The sequence below is a fragment of the Fodinicurvata halophila genome (assembly GCF_042651425.1).
In the GTDB taxonomy this organism is placed as follows: Bacteria; Pseudomonadota; Alphaproteobacteria; order Kiloniellales; family DSM-21159; genus Fodinicurvata; species Fodinicurvata halophila.
The window spans coordinates 606,462-618,024 of sequence record NZ_JBHSCW010000001.1; the positions used below are offsets into that span (position 1 = coordinate 606,462).

Annotated in this window: 14 protein-coding genes; 7 read left to right on the forward strand and 7 right to left on the reverse strand. The window is 63.0% G+C overall.

Annotated features, from left to right (window positions below; all coding sequences use genetic code 11):
* Position 1 precedes the first annotated feature (1 nt).
* A complete protein-coding gene (locus ACFOW6_RS02800; protein ID WP_382420804.1) occupies positions 2-535 on the reverse strand; it encodes a hypothetical protein in 534 nt (177 codons plus the stop codon).
* Between the two features lie 213 nt (positions 536-748).
* Between ACFOW6_RS02800 and ispH the strand changes: the two genes are divergently transcribed.
* From ispH to rnhA, 3 genes are read left to right on the forward strand one after another with little or no spacing between them, the layout of a single operon-like run.
* On the forward strand, positions 749-1,708 hold the full coding sequence (gene ispH, locus ACFOW6_RS02805; protein WP_382420805.1) for a 4-hydroxy-3-methylbut-2-enyl diphosphate reductase: 960 nt from the start codon (positions 749-751) through the stop codon (positions 1,706-1,708).
* An 18-nt stretch (positions 1,709-1,726) separates the two neighbouring features.
* Positions 1,727-2,692 carry a homoserine kinase gene (locus tag ACFOW6_RS02810; protein ID WP_382420806.1) on the forward strand — a complete coding sequence of 322 codons (966 nt, stop codon included), beginning with the start codon at positions 1,727-1,729 and terminating at the stop codon, positions 2,690-2,692.
* On the forward strand, positions 2,689-3,174 hold the full coding sequence (gene rnhA, locus ACFOW6_RS02815) for a ribonuclease HI (protein ID WP_382420807.1): 486 nt from the start codon (positions 2,689-2,691) through the stop codon (positions 3,172-3,174). Before ACFOW6_RS02810 ends, rnhA begins: the two co-directional genes overlap by 4 nt.
* 13 nt (positions 3,175-3,187) lie before the next feature.
* Here rnhA and ACFOW6_RS02820 read toward each other — a convergent pair whose 3' ends face one another.
* From ACFOW6_RS02820 to ACFOW6_RS02835, 4 genes are all read right to left on the reverse strand, one after another.
* Positions 3,188-3,484 (reverse strand): helix-turn-helix domain-containing protein, encoded by a 297-nt coding sequence (locus tag ACFOW6_RS02820; RefSeq protein WP_382420808.1) that lies wholly within the window; start codon positions 3,482-3,484, stop codon positions 3,188-3,190.
* Positions 3,481-3,822 carry a type II toxin-antitoxin system RelE/ParE family toxin gene (locus ACFOW6_RS02825; RefSeq protein ID WP_382420809.1) on the reverse strand — a complete coding sequence of 114 codons (342 nt, stop codon included), beginning with the start codon at positions 3,820-3,822 and terminating at the stop codon, positions 3,481-3,483. The genes ACFOW6_RS02820 and ACFOW6_RS02825 overlap by 4 nt, the downstream gene beginning before the upstream one ends.
* A 58-nt stretch (positions 3,823-3,880) precedes the next feature.
* The gene (locus tag ACFOW6_RS02830) at positions 3,881-4,363 is read right to left on the reverse strand and encodes a peroxiredoxin (protein ID WP_382420810.1); all 483 of its coding nucleotides are present in this window, start codon (positions 4,361-4,363) and stop codon (positions 3,881-3,883) included.
* 109 nt (positions 4,364-4,472) lie between these two features.
* The gene (locus ACFOW6_RS02835; protein WP_382420811.1) at positions 4,473-6,623 is read right to left on the reverse strand and encodes a protein-disulfide reductase DsbD family protein; all 2,151 of its coding nucleotides are present in this window, start codon (positions 6,621-6,623) and stop codon (positions 4,473-4,475) included.
* Between the two features lie 159 nt (positions 6,624-6,782).
* Here ACFOW6_RS02835 and ACFOW6_RS02840 point away from each other — a divergent pair, with 159 nt between their 5' ends.
* On the forward strand, positions 6,783-7,361 hold the full coding sequence (locus ACFOW6_RS02840; protein WP_382420812.1) for a YqgE/AlgH family protein: 579 nt from the start codon (positions 6,783-6,785) through the stop codon (positions 7,359-7,361).
* Between the two features lie 177 nt (positions 7,362-7,538).
* Here ACFOW6_RS02840 and ACFOW6_RS02845 read toward each other — a convergent pair whose 3' ends face one another.
* Positions 7,539-8,228 carry a winged helix-turn-helix transcriptional regulator gene (locus tag ACFOW6_RS02845; RefSeq protein ID WP_382420813.1) on the reverse strand — a complete coding sequence of 230 codons (690 nt, stop codon included), beginning with the start codon at positions 8,226-8,228 and terminating at the stop codon, positions 7,539-7,541.
* Positions 8,229-8,371: 143 nt separating this feature from the next.
* On the opposite strand from ACFOW6_RS02845, the gene ACFOW6_RS02850 reads away from it, so the two are divergent.
* The 3 genes from ACFOW6_RS02850 to ACFOW6_RS02860 all read left to right on the forward strand — a co-directional run bounded on the left by ACFOW6_RS02850 (position 8,372) and on the right by ACFOW6_RS02860 (position 10,748).
* Positions 8,372-8,800: a GFA family protein gene (locus tag ACFOW6_RS02850; RefSeq protein WP_382420814.1), complete on the forward strand. Its 429-nt coding sequence runs from the start codon at positions 8,372-8,374 to the stop codon at positions 8,798-8,800.
* Between the two features lie 127 nt (positions 8,801-8,927).
* Positions 8,928-9,731 (forward strand): class I SAM-dependent methyltransferase, encoded by an 804-nt coding sequence (locus ACFOW6_RS02855; RefSeq protein WP_382420815.1) that lies wholly within the window; start codon positions 8,928-8,930, stop codon positions 9,729-9,731.
* Between the two features lie 81 nt (positions 9,732-9,812).
* Positions 9,813-10,748, forward strand: a complete 936-nt coding sequence (locus tag ACFOW6_RS02860) for a carbon-nitrogen hydrolase family protein (RefSeq protein WP_382420816.1) — start codon at positions 9,813-9,815, stop codon at positions 10,746-10,748.
* 178 nt (positions 10,749-10,926) lie between these two features.
* Here the strand turns inward: ACFOW6_RS02860 and ACFOW6_RS02865 are convergent, their stop codons facing one another.
* Entirely contained in the window at positions 10,927-11,556 is a 630-nt protein-coding gene (locus ACFOW6_RS02865; RefSeq protein ID WP_382420817.1) for a GNAT family N-acetyltransferase, read from the reverse strand.
* Between the last annotated feature and the right edge of the window lie 7 nt (positions 11,557-11,563).

The following is an 11,563-nucleotide window of genomic DNA, read 5'->3' on the forward strand; positions in this document are numbered from 1 at the left end:
CTCAGCGGTTGTTGCGGTTGTACTGCAGTTCGTCGCGGCTCAGCATCAGGCCAACGTAGACGCGGTAGTCGTTGATCGTCTCGCCCGAAGCCAGCGGCACGGTCAGGCTGACCGGATCCGTCAGCGTAACGGTGTTTTCGCCATCCTCGAACGTGACGGGCGCCCGGTAGGCCTCGCGCACCAGGATCTCGGGCGGATCGCCGGGGTGGCCAACCGCCAGGTAATAGGCAAGCTCGGCTTCCCGGCCCTGGTTGGCCGGGCCGCGGCTGGCCGCCAGGATGACGTCCATCTCCATGGCGACCGCGCTGCCATCGTCGCGATATTCGCAGCCATAGCGAACATCCCTGAGCTCGGCGCTGTAGTCCACCCGGGTCAAGTCGCGGCTTTCACCGACGAAACTGACCTGTTCGCGCGTCTCCTGCGGGGCGATCACCCGGGGACAGGGCTGGTCGCTGACCTGGTTTTCCTCCTTGCCCAGCATGGAACAGGCCGACAGCAGGGGAATCACCGCAAGTGCACTCAGAAGTTTTCGCATCTCTGCCTTCCATAAAAACCGATCGTCAGCGGCACTTGCACAGCATGACGGCGCCCGTGCCAGCGGTCTGGTCTCGCACGTCCCGCGACGCAGCGCAAGTCTGCCTTCCCATCGACCCTTGTGAAAGGCCGGAGGCATCATGATCTCTTTTCTAAGGCCTTGGCCTGCTTTAGGGTCGGGGCGTCGCAATATCGAGCCACAGGCAAGACGCGCATGAGCACCTCCTCCCTCACCCTGCTGCTGGCCAATCCGCGCGGATTCTGCGCCGGGGTGGAACGCGCGATCGAGATCGTCGAGCGGGCGCTGGCCAAGTACGGCCCGCCCGTCTACGTCCGGCACGAGATCGTGCACAACCGCTTCGTCGTGGATTCGCTGGAGTCCAAGGGCGCCATCTTCGTCGACGAAGTCTCCGAGGTGCCCGACGACGTGCCCGTCATCTTCTCCGCCCACGGCGTGCCCAAGGACGTGCCCGAGGAAGCCGCCAAGCGCGAACTGCTCTATATCGACGCCACCTGTCCGCTGGTCAGCAAGGTCCACCGCGAGGCGGAACGCCATCACCGCAACGGCCGCCAGGTCGTGCTCATCGGCCATCGCGGCCATCCGGAGGTGATCGGCACCATGGGGCAGCTGCCCGAAGGCGCAATCCTGCTGGTGGAGACCATCGAGGATGCTCGTACCATTACGGTCGAGGATCCCGACAAGCTGGCCTACGCCACCCAGACCACGCTCTCCGTGGACGACACGGCCGGCATCGTCGAGGCCCTGCAGGAGCGTTTTCCCGGCATCGAGGGACCGGCGCGCGAGGACATCTGCTATGCCACCACGAACCGGCAGCAGGCGGTGAAGGAGATCGCCGGCCAGTGCGATGCCCTGCTGGTGGTCGGCGCCCCCAACTCCTCGAACTCCCAGCGTCTGGTCGAGGTGGCGCAGCGCTCGGGCTGTCCCTATGCCTGCCTGATCGAGCGGGCCACCGACATTCCCTGGGACAGGCTGCAGGACATCTCCACCGTCGGCATCACGGCCGGGGCATCGGCCCCGGAAGCCCTGGTGGAAGAAGTGATCGACGCGTTTCGCGCCCGCTTCGAGCGGGTTCAGGTTGAACTGAACGACCAGACGCGCGAGAACGTCCACTTCAAGCTCCCCCGGCTTCTCGCCGAAACCGACGCCGCCTGAGATCCTGCACAAGCGCCCATGGCCGTTTACACAGAAGTCACCGATGCCGACCTGCGCGCTTTTCTGGCCCGCTACGACCTGGGAGACATCCTCTCCTTCAAGGGCATCGCCGAGGGGGTGGAGAATTCCAACTACCTGCTGCAGACCGACCGCGGGCAGTATATCCTGACACTCTACGAGAAACGGGTTGAGCGCAACGAGCTGCCGTTCTTCGTCAACCTGATGGAGCATCTGGCCAGCCGCGGCATTCCCTGCCCCACACCGGTGCACAGCCGCGACGGCGAAACCCTGCAGGAGTTGAACGACCGGCCGGCCGCCATCATCACCTTCCTGGACGGACTCTGGCCACGGCGTATCCACCCTTTCCACTGCCGGGAACTTGGCCACCACCTGGCGCATCTGCACCTGGCCGGTTCCGATTTCGCGGGCCACCGCCGCAATCGCCTGTCCATCGACGGCTGGCGCAACCTGCTGGACGCCTGCCGGGCGCGCGCCGACGAGGTCTTCTCCGGCCTGGGCGCGGAACTGGAGGAGGAGTTGCAGGAACTGGAAGCCCGCTGGCCCGACGACCTGCCCAGCGGCATCGTTCACGCCGATCTGTTCCCGGACAACGTCTTCTTCCGCGACGAGAAGCTTTCCGGTCTGATCGACTTCTACTTCGCCTGCAACGACTTCTACGCCTATGACGTGGCCATCTGCATGAACGCCTGGTGCTTCGAGCCGGACGGCGCTTTCAACGCCACCAAGGCCCGCCTGCTGCTGGGCGCCTACCGCAAGGTCCGGCCCTTCTCGCAGCCGGAGCTCGACGCCCTGCCGCTTATGGCCCGCGGCTCTGCCCTGCGCTTCCTGCTGACCCGCCTCTATGACTGGCTGAACCACCCACCCGGCGCCTTCGTCGATCCCAAGGATCCGCTGGAATACTGGCGCAAGCTGCGCTTCCACCGCGACATCCCCGGCCCCGGCGCCTATGGGCTGGAGCCATGAGCGATGCCGACAGCGAGCGGATCGAGATCTTTACCGATGGCGCCTGCAGCGGCAACCCCGGCCCCGGTGGCTGGGGCGCCGTGCTGCGCTGGCGCGGCCACGAAAAGGAACTGGCCGGCGGCGAGCCGGAAACCACCAACAACCGCATGGAACTGATGGCCGCAGTGGCGGCGCTCGAGGCGCTCAAGCGCCCCGCCCGGGTGGCGCTGACCACAGACAGCGTCTACCTGCGCGACGGCATCACCAAGTGGATCCACGGCTGGCGGCGCAACGGCTGGAAGACGGCCGGCAAGAAGGCGGTCAAGAACCGCGACCTCTGGGAACGCCTGTGGGAGGCCACCGCGCGCCACGAGATCGACTGGCACTGGATCAAGGGCCACAGCGGCCATGCCGAGAACGAACGCTGCGACGCCCTTGCCCGCGAGGCCCTCAAGGCCTACAAGCCGGACAGTGTGACCGAGCCTCGTTCATCAGGAGAATAGATTGAAGGCCAAATCAAGCGTCTTCGAGTTCTTCCTGGACGATCCCCGGACGCTTGTCGATCAGGGCCAGCAACACACGGGCCGGACCTTCAGGATGACGACGCCCCTGTTCCCAGCCACGCAATGTCCCCGGTGCAACCCCGATGCTCCTTGCAAATACCGTCTGTGAAAGCCCTGTCTTTGCGCGAATTGCCGCAACATCGGGGTCCGGGACATCTATCTGATGAACCTTTGCTCCATCGACATTCCCCACAAGGTAAGCCTCTGCATCCTCTAACCCCGACTTGATCTTTTCAAAAGCTTTGGTCATTTGCGGCTCCGATAGGATGTAATCATCTGCTTTGCCATGGATATCAATCGAGCTTGTTCGGACTGTGTCAGGTTTGCCTTTTCGTTCTTGGCAAACACTGTCAGCAGGAAAATCGGTAGGGATTCATCTGCAAACAGGAAAACCACTCGGGCTCCACCGCTCTTTCCGCGGCCGGCACGAGGAATCCGCAGTTTCCGAATACCTCCTCCAAGGGAGGCTCCCGATTGCGGATGGCTGGCCAACAAATCGACAAGCGCTTTCCTTTCCTGCTCGGACAAGACTCCTTTGGCCGCAGAAAGGAATGCCGGTGTTTCCACCACCGTTTGCCGACGAACCATGAAAAGGATAATCCAGTAACAGGATATGCGTCAATGACGTATATCCTGTTACTGTGTCCTACAAAGCGCGCAGCATGGCCTCGGCACCGGAGACCTCGAAGGCGCCCGGCTCTTCCACGTTCAGCAGCTTCACCACGCCATTCTCCACCAGCATGGAATAACGCTGGGAGCGAATGCCCATGCCGCGGGCGCTGACATCCATGGACAGGCCCAGGGCCTTGGAGAAGTCGGCGTTGCCGTCAGCCATCATCAGGATCTTGTCGTCCACCTTCTGATCCTTGCCCCAGGCGTCCATGACGAAGGCATCGTTGACCGACAGGCAGATGATGGCATCCACACCCTTGTCGAAGAACGCCTGCGCATGCTCGATGTAGCCCGGCAGGTGCTTGGCCGAGCAGGTCGGCGTAAAGGCCCCCGGCAGGGCGAAGACCACGACCTTCTTGTCGGCGAAGAATTCGTCGGTGTCGATCTCCTGTATGCCGTCCTCGGTCTTCATCCAGAGCTTTCCGCTGGGCAGCTGTTCCCCCACAGAGATGGTCATCTTCCATTTTCCCCTTTTGTCTGTGCCATGCGGACATGGCGGATCGAGTTTTGCGCAGGCGAACCTAGGCGAGAGATCCGGTGCTGCCAAGCCTTCTGCCCCCAAGCGGTCACTGCAGCTCGGCCAGGGTATCGCCCCCGGCTTTCCGCAGGGCTTCCAGCACAGCCGTCTCGCTCAGGACCTCGGGCAGCACGATCCCCTCGGGCGCCGCCGGGCCATAGACAATGTTGAAGGGAATGCCGTAGCGCCCGTGGCGTGCCAGGTAATCAGATATCTCGTCGTCCGGCTTCGTCCAGTCCCCGCGCATGGCCACCACCTGATCCTGCCCCAGCAGGTCGACAACCCGCTCTCGGTCGAGCACCAGCGACTTGTTGACCTGGCAGGTGATGCACCATTCCGCCGTCACGTCGACAAAGACCACATGACCGGCGTCGACCTGTCCGGCAATCTCCTCGGGCACCAGCTCGCGCCAGGCGATCTCGCCGGCAGCCGTGTCCTGCGACTCCGCCGCCGGCGCGCCTGATCCCTGCCCGAAGGGCATGCCCGGCAGGGCAATCCCCAAAGCCCCCAGAGCAATAATGCTCGCCATGCCGACAGCCGGTGCGTACGGCAGGCGGGACCTGTGACGCAACCAGAGCACCAGGAGCAGCAATCCGAACTGGATACCGACCAGCCAGGCCGCCAGGGACGAAAGCTGCACGGCCAGCACAGACAGCACCCAGAGAGCGCTGGCCAGCAGGGCCAGCGCCAGGATCCGGCGCAACACGATCATCCAGCGTCCCGGCTTCGGCAGGGCGGCGGCCAGGGCGGGCCAGGCCGCCACCAGCAGGTAGGGCAGCGCAAGTCCCACCCCCAGCGCCAGGAAGATCGCCAGGATCTCCAGCGGCCCGCGGGTCAGCGCGAAGCCGACGGCGGTGCCGACGAAGGGGGCCGAACAGGGCGTGGCCAGAATCGCCGCAAAGGCCCCCGTCAGATAGGCGCCCAGGAAGCCCTCGCGGCCCTGTCCTGCGCCTGCCGCCACGCTGGTGAGACGCCCCGGAAGCCGGATCTCGAACAGGTCGAAGAGATTGGCGGCGAACAGCACCAGCACCAGCGCGATGGCCGCAAGGAACAGCGGCTGCTGGAACTGGATGCCCCAGCCGACGGAGGCACCGGCCGCCTTCAAGGCAATGGCCCCCAGGGCCAGCAGCAGGAAGAAGGACAGGATGCCCGCCGTGCTGGCCAGGAAGGACAGGCGGATCCGCCGGCGCTCGCCGCCGCCGTGGCGCACCAGGGACAGGAGCTTGATCGAGAGCACCGGCAGGACGCAGGGCATGACGTTCAGGATCAGTCCCCCTAACAGGGCGATGCCGGCGTAAAGCAGCAGCGTATCAGCCGTGGCCGCAGCAGCCATCGGATCCGTTGCTGCAGAGAGCGCCACGCGCTGTTCCAGCCCGTGATCCTGGTCCGTCAGGGTCAGGGTCAACTCTCGCCCGCTCAGCTCTTCTTGCTCCGAGGAAGGACTCGCGGTGACCGGCAGGATCAGCCGTGCCGCACGTCCCTCGTTCTCCAGCGTCACCTCCGGCTTGCCGAAGCGATACCCCTCCGCCCCCTCGACCAGCAGGTCCGGGGCCGTCATTGCCCGCTCGGCGGCGGCCTCCACCACCAGGCGTCCGCCGCCCTCCTGGGCGGCAAATGTCGCCTGTTCTATGTGCAGGGGGCTCTCGTCGGGGCCCTTGGGCACGCGCGACCGGAAGAGTTCGATCAGGAAGGCCTCACGGGCCGGTCCCGCCTCTCCGCCAGGCAGGGACAGCTCCAGCTCTTCCGCGAAGGGAACGCAGACCTCCTCGCAGACCAGATAATCCGCCGTGGCATTCAGGCGCACGGGTTCGCCCAGATCCTCCGGCACCACGCTCAGGGGGAAGACCACCTCGTCCTCGTAGCCGAAGGTCTGCAGGTCGAACAGCTCGAAACGATGCGGCACCGGCCAGTCCAGCCGTGCCTCCTTCAGGTTCTCCGAACCGCCCCAGTCCAGGCTGAGGGGATAGCCGGCGTCTCCCGGCGAGCGCCAGTAGGTCTTCCAGCCTGGATCGAGCTCGATCTGAACGCCCAGGGAGAGTGTTTCGGAGTCGCCAACGGCATTTTGGGCCGAGATCAGGCGAATTCGGCTGTGTTCGTTCTCCACCCAATCACCGGCGGCCGCCAGAGCTCCCGAGAGAGGCAGCAACAGGGCGCAGAGCAGCCACGCCAGGAGGGTCCACGGCTTGCAAGAGGCCTGCACGAGAAATTTATTCCTTGCCACGGCTGTCCCTGGCGTTAACGCTTGGAAGCACTATCTGTATAATCATGGTGCCACAGCCGTTATCCAGCAAGACAGCAGACACGTGGCGAAGCGTCGCGTGAGGCGGCTGAGAAACAGTGCAGGAGACCGGTTTTCAGTATGACTTCCTCAGAGACAGAACAAGCCCATTCCCTAGAAGGCCAGCTTCTCGTGGCCATGCCGGGCATGAGCGACCCGCGGTTCGAGCGCAGCGTCATCTACCTGTGCGCCCATAACGCAGAAGGCGCAATGGGCATCGTTATCAATCGTCTGGTCGAATCTCTGACCTTTCCCGATCTGCTGCAACAGTTGGACATCGACAACAGCAACGTGGATGAAACCATCCGCGTGCATTTCGGCGGGCCGGTGGAAACCGGCCGCGGGTTCGTCCTGCACAGTTCCGAATACCTCCAGGACAGCAGCCTGCAGATTCGCGACGACGTGGCCCTGACCGCCACCGTGGATATCCTGCGCGACATGGCTAACGGCCAGGGCCCGCAGCACAGCCTGCTGGCGCTGGGCTATGCCGGCTGGGACGCCGGCCAGCTGGATCAGGAGATGCAGGCCAACGGCTGGTTGACCGTGACACCGGATCCCGGCCTGATCTTCGAGCCCGACCTGGACGAGAAGTGGAACAAGGCCATCGGCAAGCTGGGCTTCGATGTCAGCAAGCTGTCAGGCGCGGCCGGCCACGCCTGACACCGCCTGCTCCGACAAGAAGCGTGGTTGAGGGCAGCTCCCAGTCCATACAGCAACATCCTGCACATCGCCTATATGGGTGCCCCCGGAAGCCGAAATTGCGGTTGGCGCAGTAAACCTACACCGGTCATTCATGCAGTGTGCAACGATGTCCGCCTTTGATGTCAGCTGCGAGCATTAGTTAGCCATCCGTTCTTCATGAGCAAAGGGGCTGAGGCCAAGCCATTCCTGCATTCGGGCGGCGATCTCACGTGGGCCGGTCAGTTCCAGCTTTCCATCGCTCACCGCTTTTTCAATCGTGTCCAGGCCCATCCAGATCGCGGTCATGGTCCGCAGGCTGCATTCGGAGTAGAGATCAATGTCATAGCCTGGATCGGAATAGCAGGCCTCAACACCGGATTGCGGATCGACCAACAACCAATAGTTCTGCCGGGCTTTTGGAAGATTGCTGAACACGAACTGGAGGCAAACCCGGCGCTCCGGCAGGGGATCGATATTCAGGAAACGATGCATATCCCATATCAGCAGTTCGGGATCGAGATTGTTGAGGGAAATTTCGCTTTCCACCCATCTTTGCCCCCATGCACCGATCCCCATGATAAGCGGACGAAGCTCTTCTCCGGCCTTTGTCAGGCGATACTCCTTAACGCCCTGGCCGCCCTTGGCAGACTGAATAATACCTACCGCCTCCAATTCTCCCAACCGCTTTGACAACAGCGTTGGTGACATCCGCGGTAGGCCGCGCCGAAGATCGTTGAACCGCGTGCTGCCGCACAGGAACTCCCTGATCAAAAGCGGCGTCCAGCGCGCGCACAAGACCTCCGAAGCCATCGAAACCGGGCAAAACTGACCGTAACTGCCACGCATGAAAGGCCTCTTTCTTGTTTGGAAAGATGATTGTTCGAGCCTATGCGGAATGTTCGGCCCAATCTAGTACAGTTTCTGGACTATCGCGGCACGGCCATTGCGGCGATTCTGGTGGTGCCCTTTGAACACCAGGGAGACAGACCATGACCACGACACACAAAGGAACCTGCTTTTGCGGCAGTGTTGAAATCGAAGTTTCCGGCACGCCGGTAGGGATGGGCTATTGCCACTGCACGTCCTGCCGCGTCTGGTCGGCGGGGCCGGTGAATGCATTCAGCCTTTGGAAATCGGGAAGCGTGCGGATCACCAAAGGTCAGGATCTCGTCGGCGAATATGCCGGTGTGCCGAACTCGAAGCGTCAGTTCTGCGAAAACTGCGGCGGACACATCATGACGGATCACCCGGAATGGGGTGTCACCGATGTCTTTGCAGCGGCGATACCCAGTTTGGCCTTCGAACCTAGCGTACATGTGAACTACGCCGAGACCGTGCTGCCGATGCGGGACGGCCTGCCCAAATTCAAGGACTTTCCAGCCGAAATCGGCGGGTCCGGCGAGCAAGTAGCGGAATAGTGCCTGTCCATCGGGCTAGGCCCACAAAGGAGAGTAAAATGACAACCGCAACGAAAGTCTTCGATCCCGCCTCATTCAAGCAAGCCACTCGCCGCCAGTGGGATGAAGCCCCCGATGCCTGGAACCGATGGACACCGCTTCTGGACAGGTGGTTGGCCCATCGACCGAACTGATGCTCGACAAAATGGGCCTGACACAAGGAAGCCGCATTCGGAATATCGCGGCCAGCGCTGGAAGCCAGACACTCAACGCGGCAAAGCGTGTCGGTCCCTCGGGTCATGTGCTGGCAACCGATTTGCCGGCAAGTATCCTCAAACATGCCAAAGCCAATGCCGACTTTGCTGGCATCTCTCATATCGAGACCCAAGTGCTTGACGGCGAGGATGTCGACTGGATCGAGGCCGAGCTTTTCGATGCCGTTATATCGCGTGTCGGCCTGATCTATTTTCCAGACCAGCACAAGGCGCTGACGGGCATGCACGCGCAGTTGCGCGTCGGCGGCCGGATCGGTGCGATCACCTATGCCGAGGCCGATCTCAACGGCTTCCTCTCAGTACCGGTCGGCATCATCCGCCGCCGCGCTGCGCTGCCCGCGCCGCTCCCGGGCCAGCCTGGGCCTTTCTCGCTAGGCGACCCCGACATGCTGGCCAGCAGGTTGCGAGAGGCGGGCTTTACCGGCGTCGAAGTAGAGCGTGTCGCGGCGCCGGTCCAACTGGGCTCGGCTCAGGAATGCCTGCAATTCGTAAAGGAACGTTTTGGAGCCTTGCATCAGATGCTCGCAGGGTTCGCTGCGCCCGAACAGACGACGCCTGGGACGAAATCGAGGAAGCGCTACGCGCTTTCGAAAAGGATGGCCGGTTCGAAGCGCCATGCGAGATGCTTGTTGCCACCGGAAGGAAAGTCGCCTGATCCATGCCGCGGGTCAGCATGATGCCCCGCCCACTGCCCAGGCTCAGGACTCTCTGCCGGAACAGGTGAGTACACCCTAATGAATCACAAAAAGGAAAAACCGATGACCAAAATCGCAATCGTGCAGGAACCGCCTGTCTATCTGAACCTTGCTGGCAGCATAGAGCGGGCCGTCGGGTTGGTCGCACGAGCCGCCAGCGAAGGCGCCCGGCTGCTGGTCTTCCCCGAGGCTTGGTTTCCCGGCTATCCGACCTTTGCTTGGCGCCTGTCACCAGGTGCCGATATGGGCAAGACAGACGAATTGTTCGCCCTGTTGCAAGCCAATTCCGTCGATCTGAGCCGCAATGGCATGGTCCCCTTGCAGGAAGCCGCCGCCGAGCATGAGATGGTGATTGTGGCCGGTTATCAAGAAGTCGACGGCGAGGTGTCGGGGTCGACCCTGTTCAATTCCTGCATAACCATTGATGCCGATGGCTCCATCGCGAACAACCACCGCAAACTGATGCCCACCAACCCGGAGCGCATGATCTGGGGTTTTGGCGACGGGTCGGGCCTCACTGTAGTCGAAACAGCGGTGGGGCGGATCGGTGCTCTCATCTGCTGGGAAAGCTACATGCCACTGGCGCGTTTCGCGCTCTATGCCCAGAACATCGATATCTATATCGCACCGACCTGGGACAGCGGCGAGACATGGTTGGCCACGATGCAGCATATCGCCCGCGAAGGCGGCTGTTGGGTGGTCGGATGCGCGACGGCTCTGGAGGTGTCGGACATTCCCACGGACATCCCGCACTACGACATTCTGTTTCCGAACAAGGATGAATGGGTGAACCCCGGCGATGCTGTGGTCTACAAGCCCTTCGGCGGGATCGCCGCCGGTCCGATGCACCGCGAAAAGGGGCTGCTTTCGGTCGAGATCGACGTCTCCGACGCCCGCGCCTCGCGCCGGAAATTCGACGCCAGCGGCCACTATTCCCGTCCCGACATATTCTCGCTGTCAGTCGACAGAAGCCACAAGCGGCCGGCATCGTTCACTTGACCGACGGGCATCTGCGGCAACGACTGATACCGGCCGAGGCTACGGTTCGTAGAGGACGCAAAGCGCAGAAAGTGACCGTTGGTGCGAACGCGGTGAAATAGCTTCGTCCAATTGCGGTCCCACGCACCATGATCGGCACGGACCACAGGTACGGGTTCGACGCGTCGGGGTCAGACCACTAGGCCTCCTTCTGGGCCGCCTCGGCGATCGCCGCGGCCCGCCCCTGGCTCCGCCGGTCGCGTTCCAGGAAGGCGTAGAGAACGTGATCCTGCCAGGCACCGTCGATGCGGAAGTAGTCCCGCGCCAGCCCCTCCTCGACGAAACCGACCTTCTCCAGCAATCTCCGGCTGGCCGTGTTGTGCGGCAGGCAGGCCGCCTCCACCCGGTTGAGCTTCAGGGAATCGAAGGAAAACCGCAGCACGACACCCAGCGCTTCTGCCATATAGCCCCGCCGCGCATGATCCACGCCGATCCAGTAGCCGATGCTGGCACTCTGGGCCGCTCCGCGCCGCAAATGGCCGATCGTCACACCGCCCAGCAGGGCCTCGTCCCGGCGCCGGAAGATCAGGAAGGAATAGGCCGTGTCCTCGCGCGCATCCATCACGGCCTGGCGGACACGGGCACGAAAGGCCCGGCGGCTCAGGCAGTCCGGCGGCCAGGTCGGCTCCCAGGGTTTCAGGAAAGAGCGGCTGCGCTCGCGCAAATCGGCCCACTGCTCGTAGTCGCCGTTCTCCGCTATACGCAGGAGCAGGCGCCGGGTGGAAAGAACGGGCCCGACCGGTTCGGCACCGAACAGAGGCCGTAGCATGACGCGA